Origin of the sequence: Leifsonia virtsii (assembly GCF_030433675.1) — a bacterium.
GTDB classification, from domain to species: domain Bacteria; phylum Actinomycetota; class Actinomycetes; order Actinomycetales; family Microbacteriaceae; genus Leifsonia; species Leifsonia virtsii.
In genome coordinates this window covers 484,319-500,596 of record NZ_JAROCB010000003.1, presented here as the reverse complement: position 1 = coordinate 500,596, position 16,278 = coordinate 484,319, and the positions used below count along the sequence as shown (strand labels likewise).

Sequence of the window (16,278 nt, the reverse complement as noted above, 5' to 3'; positions counted from 1 at the left end):
TCGGTCGTGCTTCTGTGCTTCTCGTCGAGTCACCGTACGGCGGACTTCGACCTCCTGGAACGGCTCGAGCGTCACGCTCCGGCCATCACCGCCGCACTCGCAGAGCACAGCGACATCGTCTCCGGCTCGGTGGTCCTTGCCACCTGCAACCGCTTCGAGGCCTACCTCGACATCGACGAGCCCCTGCCCGCGGCTCGCGCGGTGTCGGCGGAGGCCGTCATCGACGCCGTGAGCTCGGCCTCCGGGATCGACCCCGCCGTGCTCCGCGAGGCCAGCGCCGTCTACTGCGACCACGCCGTCGCCGAGCACCTCTTCGCCGTCAGCAGCGGGCTCGAGTCCGTCGTCGTCGGCGAGGGCGAGATCGCGGGCCAGGTGCGCCGCTCCCTGGAGTCCGCCCGGGCCACGGGCTCGGTCACGAGCGAGCTGGAGCGCCTCTTCCAGGTCGCCTCCCGCACCTCGCGCGGCGTCAAGAACCGCACGGGGATCATGACCGCCGGCCGCTCCATGGTGCGCCTCGCGCTCGACCTGGCCGAGAGCCGGGTCAGCGACTGGGCCCGGACGCGGGTGCTGCTGGTCGGCACCGGCAAGTACGCGGGCGCGAGCCTCGCGGCCCTCCGCGACCGCGGCGTGACCGACGTGCGCGTCTACTCCCCCTCCGGCCGGGCCGCGAAGTTCGCGCGGTCGCACGACATCGCCCCGGTCGAGCACGCCGGCCTGCTGGCCGCGCTCGCCGAGAGCGACCTCGTCGTCACCTGCTCCGCCGTCACCGACTACGTGCTGACCGAGCCGCTGCTGGCCGAGGCCGTCGCCCTCCCCGGCGCCGCCGAGCGCCGCCTGGTCATCGACCTTGGCCTCCCCCGCAACGTCGACCCCGCCGTCGCGGAGCTGCTCGGCGTCGAGCTGCTGGACCTCGAGACCATCAGCATCCACGCGCCCCTGAAAGAGCTGCAGGCCGCCGACGACGCGCGCAGCATCGTCGACGCCGCGGCGGCGGAGTACCGGGCCCAGACCGCGGAGCAGGCCGTCACGCCTGCCCTCGTCGCGCTGCGCAAGCACGTGTTCGACGTGCTCGACGCCGAGATCGAGCGCGCCCGCGGCCGCGGCGACGCGAGCGAGGAGACCGAGGCCGCCCTGCGCCACCTCGCGGGCGTTCTGCTGCACACGCCGTCGGTCCGGGCGCGGGAGCTCGCCCGACAGGGCGACGCACGGGCCTTCATCGAGGGCGCCGCGGCGCTGTTCGGCGTGGACGTCGACGCCGAGGCCGCCGGCCGTCCGCGCCTGACCGCCGTGGACGACGAGTCCGCGGCATCCTGAACCCGACCCCGTAAGGAGCGACCGTGAGCGACGAAGCCACCACGACCACCGCCATCCCGCCGCACGGAGCCGCCGGCCTGCCGTACGCCGCCGAGCAGCTGCACACCGAGCGGCTGCTGCTGCGCCCGCTCAACACCGGCGACCTGGAGGACGTGCACGCCTACCAGAAGCTGAAGGACGTCGTCCGGTACCTCTACTGGGAGGTGCACGACCACGACGAGTCGGCCGAGCACCTGCGCAAGCGCATCGCCATGAACCGGCTCGCCGAGAACGGCGACGGCATCGTCTTCGCCGTCGAGCTCGCCGACCCGTCCGGCGGCCCCGGCCGCGTGATCGGCGACATCAGCCTGTTCCTGAAGAACGCCACCTGGGGCAAGTTCGAGATGGGCTGGGTGTTCCACCCCGCCGTGCACGGCAGAGGCTACGCGACCGAGGCGGCCCAGCGCGTGCTGCAGCTGTGCTTCGAGACCCTCGGCGCCCACCGCGTGTTCGCCCAGCTCGACGCCCGCAACGACGCCTCAGCCCGGCTGTGCGAGCGGCTCGGGATGCGGCAGGAGGCGCTGCTGCGCGAGACCGAGATCTTCAAGGGCGAGTGGTCGGACACCGCCGTGTACGCGATCCTCGAGCAGGAGTACCGCGCTCAGAGCTGACCCGGCGGCGCGACACGCCGTCATAGACGGGGTACGCACTACGTCCTCAAGATGACCGACATCTCGAGAGGACGACCCGCCCGTGACCGACCACCCCACGCGCCAGATCCGGGCCGCGCGCCGCCGGCGGGCTGCCGCAGCGGTTCTCGTCGTGTCCACCCTCTCCGTCGCGCTGGGCGGCTGCGCGACCGCGGCGGGCGCTTCCGGAAGGCCCGACCTGCTCACCTGGCGCGGCGCGATGGGCCTCGGCGCCTCCGACCGCCCGATGTGGAGCGAATCGCTCGCTGCGACGGCGGACTGGTCGCCCGACCCCTCGCTCGGTGCCCGGAGCGAGGGCCGCTGGGGCTACTCCTCCGCCTCGACCGGCTGCACACTGCAGCTCGCGGAGGCCCACGCCGGCTACGAGCTCATCGTGCCCGACGACGACCGGGCGAGCACCGATGCCCTCATGGGCACGCTGTGGGGAGCGGAGTGGCCGGCCATGCGCGCGTCTGCCGAGCAGCACCCGCTCCGCGTCACCCGCCCCGGCACCGCCGGCCGCATGCCGAAGGCCGTGGCGGACGGGATGCTGGTGCGCGGCACGGGCACGCGCGCCGGCGTCGAGGTCTGGGCCCGGGCGTACGGCAGGCCCGAGGTCGTCACGTATCTGATGGGCAGCTGCCCGGACGCGAAGGACCTCGCCGCGGTCGAGCGGGCGCTCGCGAAAGTGGCCGTCACCCTCCCGATCCGGTGAGCCGCCCGCATCCTCAGTAGGATGGACGCGTCCCCACACACCCGCACCGCACAGGGAGCACCATGGCAGCACCGTCGAGACTGGATTCCGTCATCACGCTCGCCCAGCACCGCGGATTCGTCTTCCCCTCCGGCGAGATCTACGGCGGCACCCGGTCGGCGTGGGATTACGGTCCCCTCGGCGTCGAGCTGAAGGAGAACATCAAGCGGGAGTGGTGGAACGCGTTCGTGCGCGGCCGCGGCGACATGGTCGGCCTCGACTCCGCCATCATCCTGCCCACCGCCGTGTGGGAGGCCTCCGGTCACGTGCAGGTCTTCAGCGACCCGCTGACCGAGTCGCTCATCACCCACAAGCGCTACCGCGCCGACCACCTGTTCGAGGCGTACGCTGCCGAGCACGGCCACCCGCCGGCGAACGGGCTCGACGACATCGCCGACCCCGACCACCCGGACAAGGTGGGCCAGTGGACGCCGATCCGCCAGTTCTCGGGGCTCATGAAGACCTACCTCGGCGTCGTCGACGACGAGTCCGGCCTCCACTACATGCGCCCGGAGACCGCGCAGGGCATCTTCACCGACTTCGCCCACGTGCTGCAGGCCGCCCGCAAGAAGCCGCCGTTCGGCATCGGCCAGATCGGCAAGGCGTTCCGCAACGAGATCACGCCGGGCAACTTCATCTTCCGCACGCGCGAGTTCGAGCAGATGGAGATCGAGTACTTCGTCGAGCCCGGCACCGACGAGGAGTGGTTCGACACCTGGATCGACCTCGCCTGGGAGTGGTTCACCGAGCTCGGCATCAAGCCGGAGAACATCCGCCGGTTCGAGCACCCGAAGGGCTCGCTGGCGCACTACTCCAAGCGCACCATCGACATCGAGTACCGCTTCGATTTCGTCGGCAGCGAGTGGGGCGAGCTGATGGGCGTCGCGAACCGCACCGACTTCGACCTGAAGACGCACATCGAGCACTCGGGCAAAGACCTGAGCTACTTCGACCAGAACAAGAACGAGCGCTACGTCCCGTTCGTGATCGAGCCCTCCTTCGGCCTGACCCGCGCGCTGATGGCGTTCCTGGTCGACGCCTACGACGAGGAGCAGGTGCCGAACGCCAAGGGCGGCACCGACAAGCGCACGGTGCTGCGCCTCGACCCGCGCCTCGCGCCGGTCAAGGTCGCCGTGCTCCCGCTGTCGCGCAACGAGGCCCTGTCGCCTCTGGCGCGCGGCCTCGCCGACCGGCTCCGCAAGCGCCGCAACGTCGACTTCGACGACTCCGGCGCGATCGGCCGTCGCTACCGGCGCCAGGACGAGATCGGCACGCCGCTCGCGGTCACCGTCGACTTCGACTCGCTCGAGGACGACGCCGTGACGGTCCGCGACCGCGACACGATGCAGCAGGAACGCATCCCGCTCGAGGGCCTCGACCGCTACCTGGCGGAGCGTCTGCGGGAGATCTGAGGCGGAGCGCTTCAGGCGACGGAGGCCGGCATGAGCACCGCAGACACCGCGAGCACCAGGCCCGCTCCCGGCTCGCCACCCACCTCTCCCCCGCCGCCCCACGAGCGCGGTGACGGCTTCGGCCGCGCGCTGCTCCGCTACGCCCGCATCGCACCGGCGAGCATCGCGCTCGCGGTCGTCGCACTGCTCACCTCGGTCGCCGCGGGCACTCTGTACCTGCCTGCGACGACGGCCGGCCAGGCGCAGCTGTGGGCGGCGGGCATCTCCACGACGATCCGCTCCGGTCAGTGGTGGACGCCGTTCACCGCCCTGTTCGTGCCGGAGGACGCCCTCCAGCTGATCGCGACGGTGCTGCTGGCGCTCACCGTCATGGCCGCGGCGGAGCGGTTGCTCGGCACGGCGAGGACCGTGCTCGCGTTCCTTGTCACCGGCGTCGGCGCCGTCCTGCTCGGGGTGCTGCTGCAGTGGGCCGCGCTGAGCGTCGGCGAGCTCTGGGCGACGGTCACCGAGTTCGACACCACCCTCGATCCGACCATCGGGATCGTCGGGACCCTGATCACGGCGAGCGCGTTCGCGAGCGCGCTGTGGCGGCGGCGCATCCGGCTGCTGACCTTCGCGGTCGTCCTCGTCTTCGTGCTCTACAACGGCGACCAGAACAACGTGTACCGGCTCATCGCGGCGCTGCTCGGGCTCGCGCTCGGCGCACTCCTGCGCCGCGGAGGCATCCGGAGGCTGCACCGCAGCTCGCACGCCGAGACCCGCAACCTGGTCGCCGCGATCGTGGCGATCACGGCGTTCGGGCCGCTGCTGGCGCTGCTGCCGCCCGACGGCTTCGGCCCGCTGTCGTTCGTGGCGACGCTGTTCGAGCGGCCGGCGGTGGATGCGGCGAGCGTGATGGCCCGCTGCGACGTCTCGTACACGAGCACCTGCCGCACGGAGCTGCTGATGGTGGCCGTGCAGGGGCCGGGTCCGCTGCTGCTGTCGATCCTGCCGCTCGCGCTCCTCATCCTGACCGCGATCGGCCTGCGCCGGGGACGTCGCTTCGCGCTGCTGCTCGGGATCGTCGTGAACGCGGCGATGCTGCTGCTGCCGCTCACGGCGATCGGCGGCGATGTCGAGCTGGAGGTGGAGAGCGCGAAGGCGCTCACCCCGGCGATCGAGGTGCTGGTCTGGCTGCTCGCGGCGATGGTCGTGCCACTCGCGTCCATCGCGCTGCTCATCGCCACCCGGCGGCAGTTCCAGATCCGCGCGCCGCGTGAGGCTGTCGCGCGCTTCGTCATCATCGTGGTCTGCAGCTTCGGGCTGCTCGCGCTGGCCTACCTCGTCGCGGCCCTCGCGTCGCTGGTCGAGTTCGTTCCCGATGCGACGGTCGCCGACATCTTCGCCTCAACGCTGCGCCGCTTCGTGCCGGCCGGCTTCCTGTCGCTGCTCGGAACCCCGATCGTGCCGACGACGCCGATCGTCGTGCTGCTCTACCACTGGGTGGGCCCGGTGTTCTGGACGGTGTTCGTCTTCGCCACCCTGCAGCTCTACCGGGCGACCTTCACCGGACGCACCATCGCCGACGAGGAGCACTTCCGCGCGCTGCTGCGCGAGGGCGGCGGCGGGACGTTCGGCTTCATGGGCACCTGGCCCGGCAACGTGTACTGGTTCTCCTCCGACGGGGAGTCGGCGATCGCGTACCGGGTGATCGGCGGCATCGCCGTCACGCTCTCCGATCCGGTGTGCCCGCCGGACCGCGCCGAGCGGACCATCGCCGAGTTCGTCCAGTTCTGCGACGTGAACAGCTGGACGCCCGCTTTCTACAGCATCCACGGCGCATACCTGCCCGTCTTCGACGCCCTCGGCTGGCCGACCATGTCGGTCGGCGAGGAGACCCTGATGCACCCGCAGAGCTTCGACCTGGTCGGCAAGCCCTGGCAGAAGGTGCGGCAGGCCCACAACCGCGGCATCAAGGAGCAGATCACGACGCTCTGGACGACGTGGGACGACCTGTCGCCGCTCATCCAGACCCAGATCACCTCGGTCAGCGAGCAGTGGGTCTCCGAGAAGGAGCTGCCCGAGATGGGCTTCACGCTCGGCGGCCTGGCCGAGCTGAAGGACCGCGACGTGCGCCTCTACCTCGCGTTCGGGCGCGACGGCGAGCTGCAGGCGGTCACCAGCTGGCTGCCGAGCTGGCGCGACGGTCGCGTGGTCGGCTACACCATCGACTTCATGCGGCGGGCCGACGGCTCGATGCCCGGGATCATGGAGTTCGTCATCGCCTCCGCCGCCCAGCGCATGCGCGAGGACGGCGTGGAGGTGCTGAGCCTCTCCGGCGCGCCGCTCGCCACCAAGCCGGCCGACGAGGCCGAGGAGCCGACCGAGCGGACGGCGATGGACCGGCTGCTGGCCTTCCTCGCCAAGACGCTCGAGCCGGCCTACGGGTTCGCGTCGCTGTTCGCCTTCAAGAGCAAGTTCAACCCCACCTACGAAACGATCTACCTGGCGTATCCCGACCCGGTGGCGCTCCCGGCGATCGGCAACGCGATCGCGAAGGCCTACCTGCCGGACGCGAACGCGCGCGAGTACGTCGCGCTCGCCAGGACGCTCATGCGCTGAGGTCGTCCGCGGCCCTGCGCGCCTCGGTCGTCCTCCGGATACGCCGTGCGATGGCCCACCAGGTGAGCCCGCTCGCGACCACGAACACGAGGTCGAACAGCAGCAGCAGCAGACCGCGCACCGCCTCCGGCCACGGGAGCACCTGGGCCAGCCAGGCGGCACCGTTGAAGACGCCGTGCGCGGTCGCGACGGCGAGGTAGGCGAGCACCACACTCCAGGTCAGCCGGAACCGGCCCGCCCTGGCCGCACCGAAGACCGCCGCGCCGAGCAGCGCCGAGAACACGGGATGCAGGAACGGCCCCGTGAGCTGCCGCCCGATCGTGGTCACCAGGAAGACGCCGAAGCCCATCCCGTTCTCCTGGCCACGGGCGAACGCCTCCTGCAGGTAGCCGAGGTTCTCGATGACGCTGAACCCGAGCCCGACCGCGCCTCCGACGAAGAGGCCGATGCGCGCATCCTTCACCGGCAGCCGCCACGCCAGGACCACCGCGGCGGAGATCTTCACGAGTTCCTCCACGACGCCCGCGCAGACGAGCGCCACGCCCGACGGGTGAGCCGCGGTCCCGCCGCTCAGCACGTCGATGATGCTGTTGATGGGGCCTGCGACCAGGGTCGCGGCAAGTCCCCCGACCCCGGCGATGATGACCAGCCGCGACGCGCTCAGCCTGTCCTCCGGGCGAAGCCGGTAGGCCATCGTGTACAGGATGGCGGCTGCGGCCGTGGCGGCGCCCGTGACCAGCAGGTAGGGCGAGAGCACGGCGGGGGCGTCGTCCTTCGCGTGCGGGGCGATGGCGCCGAGCAGCAGGCTGGACCCGAACAGCCACAGCCAGATGAACGCGCTGCAGCCGACGATGATCCAGCCGCCGAACCGGCCGATCCACTTGCGCGGAGGACGCGGCGGGCGCACCGGCTGCACAGGCTGATCGGGCGGGCGCGGCGCGGTGTACTCGGTCCAGCCCGCACCGCTCCACCAGCGCAGCGCGGTCGGGTCGGAGGGGTCGCCGTACCACCCGGCCGGCGGCGTCTGCTCATGAGCGGGGACGAAGGTCACCGGGCAAGCATACGGAGCAGGGCGAGCCTCCAGCCGTGCCACGCGATGGTCTGACATTCTGGATGCCGAACCACCCAGGGGGAACCACCATGCGCTTCACAACCACCGGCCAGAAGGCGGTCGTGATCGCTGTGCTCGTGGCCGTGAGCGGGCTGCTCACCCTGCTCCTCGACGCGCTCCACTCGGAGGCGGGCTCGATCGTGCTCACGGTGCTGCAGGTGCTGGCCTGGTATCTGGTCAGCCGGATGTTCCGCGGGCCCGGCGAGCCGGTGCGCGCCGCGCGGCCGTGGTGGCGGATGACCAACCGGCCGCTGCTGAGCGGAGTGCTCGCCGCCGTCTACGGCCTGCTCGCGCTCGTCAACATCGGCTTCTCGTTCGCCGGATTCGGCAGCCTCTCCGGTACGGTCTCGATCCTGGCGGAGCTCGCCCTCGGCGGGTTGTTCGCCATCTCATACCTCCGGCTCGCGTCGCTGGCCCGCGCTGCGGCCTGACCCGTAGGCTGGGCGCATGACGCTCGACTCCGGCATCCGCACCGACGAACTCGACCCCGCCGTCCGTCCGCAGGACGACCTCTTCCGCCACGTCAACGGCAAGTGGCTCGAGCGCACGGAGATCCCGGCCGACAAGGCGCGCTGGGGCTCGTTCATGGTGCTCGCCGAGGAGTCGGAGAAAGCCGTGCACGAGATCATCGAGCAGGCGCAGCAGGCCGACGAGGGAACGGAGGAGCGCAAGTTCGGCGACCTCTACACGAGCTTCATGGACGAGGAGCGCATCGACTCCCTCGGCGTCGAGGCGATCCGCGACGAGCTGACCTTCGCCGACGGCGTCGACAGCATCCCGAGTCTGCTCGAGACGGTCGGCAAGCTGGAGCGCCGCGGCCTCGGCGGCTTCTACCAGCTGTTCGTCGACAACGACCCGGGCGATCCGGAGCGCTACCTGGTCTTCCTGGAGCAGGCGGGCATCTCGCTTCCGGACGAGTCCTACTTCCGCGAGGAGCGCTTCGCGCCGGTGCGCGAGGCATTCGTGGCGCACATCCAGCGGATGTTCGAGCTCGCCGGGTTCGACGACGCCCCGGCCCGCGCCCAGCGCGTCTTCGACCTGGAGACCGCGATCGCGTCCAAGCACTGGGACAACGTCGCCTCGCGCGACTCGGAGAAGACCTACAACCTGTACAGCTGGGCCGACGCCAAGGGCGTCTTCTCGGGCGGGGCGGCGGGCAGCGCTCCCGACCTCGACGTCTGGGCGCAGGCGCTCGGCGCACCGCAGGACGCCCTCGCCGAGGTCGTCCTGCGTCAGCCGTCGTTCACGGCCGGCCTCGCCGAGATGCTCACCGAGGACCGCCTGGAGTCGTGGCGCGACTGGCTGTCGTGGCAGGTCGTGCACGGCGCGGCGCCGTACCTCTCCGGCGACTTCGTCGAGGCCAACTTCGACTTCTACGGCCGCACCCTCACCGGCACGCCGGAGATGCGCGCCCGCTGGAAGCGCGGCGTCTCCCTCGTCGAGGGCGCCATGGGCGAGGCCGTGGGCCGCATCTACGTGGAGAAGCACTTCCCGCCCGCCGCCAAGCAGCAGATGGACGAACTGGTCGCCAACCTGATCGAGGCCTACCGCCAGAGCATCCGCACCCTCGACTGGATGGGCGAGGAGACCCGCAAGCGCGCGCTCGACAAGCTCGAGAAGTTCACCCCGAAGATCGGCTACCCGGCGAAGTGGCGCGACTACTCCAGCCTTGAGATCGACCGGACCGACCTGATCGGCAACGTCCGCGCGGCGGCGCTGTTCGAGTTCAATCGGGAGCTCGGCAAGATCGGCAAGCCGATCGACCGCGACGAGTGGTTCATGACGCCGCAGACGATCAACGCGTACTACAACCCCGGGTTCAACGAGATCGTCTTCCCGGCGGCCATCCTGCAGTTCCCGTTCTTCGACGCCGACCGGGACGCGGCGGCCAACTACGGCGCCATCGGCGCGGTGATCGGCCACGAGATCGGCCACGGCTTCGACGACCAGGGCTCCAAGTTCGACGGCGACGGCCGCCTGGAGGACTGGTGGACGGAGGCCGACCGTGCGGCGTTCGAGAAGCGCACGGCCAGCCTGATCGAGCAGTACAACGCGCTGGCCCCCGCGCAGGTCCCCGACCACCACGTCAACGGCGCCCTGACCATCGGCGAGAACATCGGCGATCTCGGCGGCCTCGGCATCGCGTGGAAGGCCTACCTGCTCTCGCTCGGCGGCCAGGAGCCTCCGGTGATCGACGGTCTCACCGGGGCGGAGCGCTTCTTCCTGTCGTGGGCGCAGGCGTGGCAGCAGAAGGGCCGGGACGCTGAGGTCATCCGCCTGCTCGCGATCGACCCGCACTCGCCGAACGAGTTCCGCTGCAACCAGATCGTGCGCAACATCGACGCGTTCTACGAGACGTTCGGAGTGTCCTCGGGCGACCGGCTGTGGCTCGACCCGGAGGAGCGCGTCACCATCTGGTGAGCCCGCGCTGTTTTACGGACAGCGACGGTCCGTGTCCCCCGACTACGGGGTAACATCGTCCCTGTCGTCGCCGCGGGAATCGCGGTGGGGGCGACCCGCGGGGCCGGGGAGGGGCGCCGCAGCACCGTAGGCCCGAACCGGAAGAAAGACCCAGCGACACCGTGACGATGCAGGCTCAAGAGTCCGAACGCCGAGCCCGTCAGGCGAGCGCCCGACGCGGCAGGCACAGGGCCCCGGGAGCCGCCGAGTCGTTCAGCCGCGGGTTCGACGCGCTCGGCCGGCTGGCCGTCGGGGGCGTCCAGGTCTCCGCCCGGGCGACCGACCTCTCGACCGGCGCCGTGCTCTTCTCCGTCGACGACCACATCGTCATGCCGACGGCGAGCATCGGGAAGGTGCTGCTCCTCGTCGAGGTCGCCGCGCGCCTGCAGTCGGGCGAGCTGAGCCCGCTGGCCCACCTCGATCGCGACCCTCGCGACGTGGCGGGAGAGTCGGGCATCTGGCAGCACCTCCACGTGCCGTCCCTGCCGGTCGCCGACCTCGCCGCCCTCGTCGGCGCGTCCAGCGACAATCTCGCCACCAACGTGCTGCTCCGCCGCGTCGGGCTGGAGGCGGTCAGCGCCCGCACCGAGTCGCTCGGGCTGACGCGCACCGCTCTGCTCGACCTCGTGCGCGACCACCGCGGGCCGGACGACGCGCCCCAGCTCTCCGTCGGCAGCGCCAATGAGCTGACCTGGCTGTTCTCGGCGCTCGCCCGAGGTGAGATCGTCAACCCGGCGACCAGCCAGCGGGTGATCTCGTGGCTCTCGCTGAACAGCGACTTCTCGCTCGTCTCCAGCGCGTTCGGGCTCGACCCGCACTCGCATCGGCACCCGGAGCACGGCATCCTGCTGGTCAACAAGACCGGCACCGACGCCGGCGTACGCAGCGAGGTCGGCGTGCTGCGCGGCCCCCGCGCCGGCGTGACGTACGCCGTGTCGACCTACTTCGACGACACCAGCCTCCCGGAGCGCCTCGCCGTCATCGAGGGCATGCGCGCGGTCGGCCTCGACCTCCTCGAATACGTCTTCTGACCCTCCCCCCACCGTCGAGTCCGCAAAGACTGCACGGTGGGCCGGCGTGTCGCGTGCAGTCTTTGAGGACTCGACGGCGGGGCGGGGCTAGGAGCGGGCGGTGCGGACCTGCTCCCACTCGGCGATGAGGGTGGGGAGCCGGCGCTGCAGGAAGCGGTAGAAGCCGGCCATGTCGCGCAGCCGCTCGGTCGCGGGAGACTCCGGATCGCCGACCGCGGCGAGGCCGGCCTCAGCCTGGTCGGCCAGGGTGCCGTAGATCGGGCTGTTGCGCACCATGAGCGCGTACCAGTCGCTGGGCAGCTCGTACCGGTCGCGCCGGCTCCCGGTCTGCGAGAGGCGACGGATGATCCCCAGCGTCTGCAGGTAGCGCACCGCCCCGGAGATCGCCGCGGCGCTCACCTCCAGCCGCTCGGCCAGCTCGGCGGCGGTCAGCCCGGGCGACTCGGTCACCGTGAGCGCCATCATGACGCGGGCCGGCATCTTGGGGAAGCCGGCCGCCGTCAGGACCGCGGCGGAGTGCTCCATCACCTCGGCGAGCGCCGCCTCGTCTGTGGCCATGGGCACCGTCTCTCTATCCGATTACTCTCTATCCGATTGCGAAGTCGCGCCGGCGGATCAGGGCCGCAGCGACCGCGAGGGCGACGACGGTGATGCCGAACATCCAGTATCCACCGGTCCAATCGACGTCGCCGACCACGACCGGCGCATCCGCGAACGGCGACAGGTGCCGGACGCCGTCCGGCAGGTCGATCAGGCCGCCGAAGAGGCCGATGAACGCGCCGAGGCCGAGAACGGACCAGGAGACCGGGATGGTCCACGACGGCAGCAGGACGAACACCAGCGTCAGTACCCCGAGGTAGACGAGCGCGACCGGGAGCTGCGCGGCTGCGGCCGCGAACGAGTCTCCGACCGTCGACGCCGGCTGCCCCGACGCGACCGCCGACAGGCCGGATGCCAGGGCCGCCGCCAGCAGCACCGCCACGATCGCGAGCACGCCGACGGCGACGAACGACATCAGCCAGCGGATGCGACCGAGCGGCGTCGACATGAGCGTCTCCGCGCTGCCCGACGCCTCCTCCTGGCGCAACCGGATCACGGCCTGGACGGCGCAGGCGGCCGCGAGCACGCCAACGATCGAGAAGATCGCCGAGATGAACAACTGCGTCAGCGGGCCGGAGCCGCCCGCCCCGATCTTGCCGATCTCCTGCCGGATGCCGGCGAGGCTCGGGTCGTTCGCGATCGAGCTGCCGACCAGGCTGCCGAGTGCACCCGCGAGCAGTCCTGTGAGTGCCCCGCCGACAGTCCAGCCGACCACGATCGGCCACTGCAGCCGCCACGCCAGCCCGAACGCCCCGCTCAGCAGCGGCGAAGCGGACACCCGGCCCGCCCGCTCCGGGATCACACCCGCGCCGGTGTCGCGCACGGCCTGAAGACCGTAGACGCCGGCCACCAGGGCGGCCGCGAAACCGAGCATCAGGAGGAGCGGCCGCCAGTCGTTCGCTGTGTACGGGGCGAACTGCTCGCCCCACCCGATCGGGCTGAGCCACGTGGGCCACGCCGAGCGCACGTGCGTGCCGTCGCCGAACGGGGTCCCGGTCGCGTCGCCGATGCCCCGGAGCGCGAAGGCGAGCACGACCACGGCGGAGGCGAAGCCATTGGCCCCGCGCGATGTGCTCATCAGCTGCGCGAGCAGCAGTCCCACGGCGAAGAAGGCGAGTCCGGCGCCGCCCACCGCGGCGCCGGCGACGAACGACCCGTATAGCGGGAGTCCGGCCGCAGCGAAGCCGAGCGCCGTCAGCACCGCGACGGCCACATCCGCCAGCACCGCGTGCACGACCGTCGCCGTCGTCGGCAGCACCCGGCCGGCCTGGGTGGAGGCGACCAGCTCGGCCCGCCCCGACTCCTCCTCCGCGCGGGAGTGCCGCACGGCGAGGAACGTGTTCATCAGACCGGCCAGCAGCGCGATGAACGCGAAGATCTCGAAGAAGGTGACCGAGGCCAGGCTGGTGCCCTGGGGCAGGCCGCGGAGCACGAGCACAGTGGGGTCGGCGATCGCGAGCCGGATCAGCTGCGTGCGCGCCGCGACGCTGCCGAAGGTCTGCTCGATGCTCCTGGCCGAGAAGAGAGCGAGCACCGCGATGACCAGCACCCAGATGAGCAGCTGCCAGCGGTCGCGGCGCAGGCGCTGGCGCAGCAGCGCACGGAAGGTCGCAGCGGGCCCCGCGCCCCGGGAGGCCTCGTGCGCGTGCGAGGGTTCGAGTCGTGCCGTCGCGGTGCTCATCGCGCCTTCGCCGCCTTAGCAGGGGCCGCGCCGGCCGCCGCAGCTTCGGAGCTCGCCAGGTCGTCGCCGTAGTGGCGGAGGAAGAGCTCCTCGAGCGAGGGAGGCGCGACGGTCAGCCCGCGCACGCGGAGCTGCGCAAGGGCGGCGAGCATGGGCGGGAGAGAGTCGCTGTCCGCCGTGAAGCGCACGCGGCCGTCCTGCGCCCGCAGATCATGGGCGCCCGGGATGCCGGCGAGAGCCGCAGCGTCGTGGTCGCCGTCGGCGAAGGAGACCTCGGTGCGGGTGAGATGGCGCAGCTCCTCCAGGGTGCCCGTCTCGACCGTCCTGCCCGCCCGGATGATGCTCACACGGTCGCACAGCTGCTCGACCTCCGAGAGGATGTGACTGGACAGCAGCACGGTCGCCCCCTCGGACGCGACCCGGTGCACCTCGGACGCGAAGACGGTCTCCATCAGCGGATCGAGCCCACTGGTCGGCTCGTCGAGGATGTAGAGGTCGGCCGGGGTGGCGAAGGCAGCGACCAGCGCCACCTTCTGCCGGTTGCCTTTGGAGTAGGCGCGCCCCTTCTTGGTCGGGTCGAGCTGGAAGACGTCGATCAGGCGCTTGCGCCGGGCGGCGTACGCGGCCCGGTCGGCGGTGCCGCCGCGCAGGCGGGACAGCAGGTCGATCGCCTCGCCGCCGGAGAGGTTGGGCCAGAGGCTCACGTCCCCCGGCACGTAGGCGAGTCGTCGGTGCAGCTCCACCGCATCCCGCCACGGGTCGCTGCCGAACACGGTCGCCCGGCCGCCGTCGGACTTGGCGAGGCCCAGCAGCACGCGGATGGTGGTGGACTTCCCGGCGCCGTTCGGTCCGAGGAAGCCGTGCACGTCGCCTTGGGTCACGGTGAGGTCGAGCCCATCGAGGGCGCGGACCCGTCCGAAATGCTTCTCCAGACCGGAGACGTCGATCACTGCATTCATGGGCGGCATGTTACGCCCGTTTCAGTAATTTGTGAAAACTGTGTTTTGTGAGTCAGGCCTGACCGCACTGCACGGAGTCGATGCCCGCATAACCGTAGGTGGATGCGCTGTCCGGGATCGTGAATGTGACCGGAACGCCCGCCGTGAGGTCGACCGTCGTGCTCCACTCGTCGAGGGTGTCGCCGTCGGGGGTGTCGGCGAACCCGGCGGTCACCGTCGCCGCGTCGCAGGTCTGGGCTGCGGTCAGCTCGAACGTCCAACCGTCGACGTAGTGCACGTGGACGCCGTCGACGTCGTAGTCCTCGACGGCGGGCGGCTGGTCGGAGGGCCCGTCGGACGGGTTGTCATCGGGCGACTGGTACGGAGTGGGTCGCGCCGAACTCCCGGCCTCGGCGACGCGCGCCGCGCTCGCGCCGATCGACGCGATGGCGAACACGGCCACCAAGAGGACGACCAGCCCGGCCGCGATGCTGCCAAGGGTGATGCCGACGACGGCCCCGGTCGACATGGGCTTGCGGCGGTTCGGGGGAGGCGGTGGCGCGTACCAGCCGCCGGGTCCAGGCTGCGGCTGCGGGGCGGTGGGCTGGTAGGCGGGGTAGCCGGGTGCGTAGGCGGTGGGCTGCTGCATCGGAGGGTAGGGCTGCTGCGGCGGGTACGCGGCGGCAGCCGCGGGCTGCTGCGGCGGGTACGCGGCGGCAGCCGCGGGCTGCTGCGGCGGGTACGCGGCGGCAGCAGCGGGGTGCTGCGGCGGATACGGTTGCGGACCCGCGGGCGGCCGCCACGGCGACGCCGCGAGCAGCGCATCCCGGGCCGCGGTGAGCGCATCGATGCGCTGCTGCTCGCCTCCGGTCTCGCCGAGCCGGGAGGCGTAGGCACGCTGCACCTCGTCGGCGCTCGCGGTCGGCGACACCCCCAACAGTTCGGCCGCCTCGTTCGGACTCACCGCACGCCCCCGTTCGATTCCAGACGCCGTGTACTTCCGGGCGCCTGGGTCGATCGTAGTGGCCCGCCGCCTCCCGGCGGCTGCCGACTCAGGCGGGGATGTCGCTGAGCCCGCGGGTGAGCGCTTCGATGTCACGGCGCCCCGGACGCTCCGCGGTAGCGATCTCGCCCAGCTCGCGGACGACGCGGGCGTAGTAGGCGCCCGCCACCCCCGAGCGGTAGACCTTCGGCTGCAGATCGGCCTCGTTGCGCAGGTGGATCTCGGCGCGCGCCGCCTCGATCGGCGTGATGATCTTCACCCCGGCGCGGTAGCGGATGAGGCGGTGCACCCACTGGTCCAGCGGCGCGGGCAGTCCGGCCGGTACGCGGTCGTGCTCCGCCGCGAGCGACACCCGCGGTCGCGCCCCGGAACGCGCATCGCTCACCGTGGCCACCCCCGACTCGCGCTCGGCCTTGCGCCGGTCGGCGGCCAGGACCGAGAGCAGGTCGTCGTGTCGGTTGGCCTGCCGCGACAGCACCTCGAGCTCGTCGAGCGCCGTCGCGTACTCCTCCTCGTAACCGACGTACGACTCGGGATGCGCCGCCCGGTCGTTGGCGAGGTCGGTGCGGGCCGTCGCAGCCTGGGACCGGGTGAGCACCGTGCGACCGTTTCGCACACGCTCCAGCCGCCAGCTCCAGGTGGCGAGAGGTTCCGGCATGAGGTGGCTCATGCGTCCACTGTAGGAACGACCTCCGACATCGAGGC

At 71.5% G+C, this 16,278-nt stretch carries 14 protein-coding genes; 8 read left to right on the top strand and 6 right to left on the bottom strand.

Annotated elements, in window-relative coordinates:
- The first annotated feature begins 6 nt into the window (after positions 1 to 6).
- The 5 genes from P5G59_RS13385 to P5G59_RS13365 all read left to right on the top strand — a co-directional run bounded on the left by P5G59_RS13385 (position 7) and on the right by P5G59_RS13365 (position 6,749).
- Positions 7 to 1,314: a glutamyl-tRNA reductase gene (locus P5G59_RS13385; RefSeq protein ID WP_301219488.1), complete on the top strand. Its 1,308-nt coding sequence runs from the start codon at positions 7 to 9 to the stop codon at positions 1,312 to 1,314.
- Between the two features lie 23 nt (positions 1,315 to 1,337).
- A complete protein-coding gene (locus P5G59_RS13380; protein WP_301219487.1) occupies positions 1,338 to 1,964 on the top strand; it encodes a GNAT family N-acetyltransferase in 627 nt (208 codons plus the stop codon).
- A gap of 82 nt (positions 1,965 to 2,046) precedes the next feature.
- Positions 2,047 to 2,697, top strand: a complete 651-nt coding sequence (locus P5G59_RS13375; protein WP_301219486.1) for a hypothetical protein — start codon at positions 2,047 to 2,049, stop codon at positions 2,695 to 2,697.
- Between the two features lie 62 nt (positions 2,698 to 2,759).
- On the top strand, positions 2,760 to 4,148 hold the full coding sequence (locus tag P5G59_RS13370; RefSeq protein WP_301219485.1) for a glycine--tRNA ligase: 1,389 nt from the start codon (positions 2,760 to 2,762) through the stop codon (positions 4,146 to 4,148).
- Between the two features lie 30 nt (positions 4,149 to 4,178).
- The gene (locus P5G59_RS13365; RefSeq protein ID WP_301219484.1) at positions 4,179 to 6,749 is read left to right on the top strand and encodes a phosphatidylglycerol lysyltransferase domain-containing protein; all 2,571 of its coding nucleotides are present in this window, start codon (positions 4,179 to 4,181) and stop codon (positions 6,747 to 6,749) included.
- Here the strand turns inward: P5G59_RS13365 and P5G59_RS13360 are convergent.
- Positions 6,739 to 7,800 (bottom strand): PrsW family glutamic-type intramembrane protease, encoded by a 1,062-nt coding sequence (locus tag P5G59_RS13360; RefSeq protein ID WP_301219483.1) that lies wholly within the window; start codon positions 7,798 to 7,800, stop codon positions 6,739 to 6,741. The genes P5G59_RS13365 and P5G59_RS13360 overlap by 11 nt on opposite strands.
- A gap of 89 nt (positions 7,801 to 7,889) precedes the next feature.
- Between P5G59_RS13360 and P5G59_RS13355 the strand changes: the two genes are divergently transcribed.
- The 3 genes from P5G59_RS13355 (at position 7,890) to P5G59_RS13345 (ending at position 11,351) form a co-directional block, all read left to right on the top strand.
- Entirely contained in the window at positions 7,890 to 8,291 is a 402-nt protein-coding gene (locus P5G59_RS13355) for a hypothetical protein (protein ID WP_301219482.1), read from the top strand.
- A 16-nt stretch (positions 8,292 to 8,307) separates the two neighbouring features.
- The gene (locus P5G59_RS13350; protein WP_301219481.1) at positions 8,308 to 10,281 is read left to right on the top strand and encodes a M13 family metallopeptidase; all 1,974 of its coding nucleotides are present in this window, start codon (positions 8,308 to 8,310) and stop codon (positions 10,279 to 10,281) included.
- Positions 10,282 to 10,442: 161 nt separating this feature from the next.
- Positions 10,443 to 11,351, top strand: a complete 909-nt coding sequence (locus P5G59_RS13345; protein WP_363324686.1) for a serine hydrolase — start codon at positions 10,443 to 10,445, stop codon at positions 11,349 to 11,351.
- An 87-nt stretch (positions 11,352 to 11,438) separates the two neighbouring features.
- On the opposite strand, the gene P5G59_RS13340 is transcribed toward P5G59_RS13345, so the two are convergent.
- The 5 genes from P5G59_RS13340 to P5G59_RS13320 all read right to left on the bottom strand — a co-directional run bounded on the left by P5G59_RS13340 (position 11,439) and on the right by P5G59_RS13320 (position 16,243).
- On the bottom strand, positions 11,439 to 11,909 hold the full coding sequence (locus tag P5G59_RS13340; RefSeq protein WP_301219479.1) for a GbsR/MarR family transcriptional regulator: 471 nt from the start codon (positions 11,907 to 11,909) through the stop codon (positions 11,439 to 11,441).
- Positions 11,910 to 11,937: 28 nt separating this feature from the next.
- Positions 11,938 to 13,632, bottom strand: coding sequence for an ABC transporter permease (locus P5G59_RS13335; RefSeq protein WP_301219478.1), 1,695 nt, complete (start codon positions 13,630 to 13,632; stop codon positions 11,938 to 11,940).
- On the bottom strand, positions 13,629 to 14,591 hold the full coding sequence (locus P5G59_RS13330; protein WP_301219477.1) for an ABC transporter ATP-binding protein: 963 nt from the start codon (positions 14,589 to 14,591) through the stop codon (positions 13,629 to 13,631). Before P5G59_RS13330 ends, P5G59_RS13335 begins: the two co-directional genes overlap by 4 nt.
- Before the next feature lie 52 nt (positions 14,592 to 14,643).
- A complete protein-coding gene (locus tag P5G59_RS13325) occupies positions 14,644 to 15,534 on the bottom strand; it encodes a hypothetical protein (RefSeq protein WP_301219476.1) in 891 nt (296 codons plus the stop codon).
- An 88-nt stretch (positions 15,535 to 15,622) separates the two neighbouring features.
- Entirely contained in the window at positions 15,623 to 16,243 is a 621-nt protein-coding gene (locus P5G59_RS13320; RefSeq protein ID WP_301219475.1) for a hypothetical protein, read from the bottom strand.
- Positions 16,244 to 16,278: the final 35 nt, after the last annotated feature.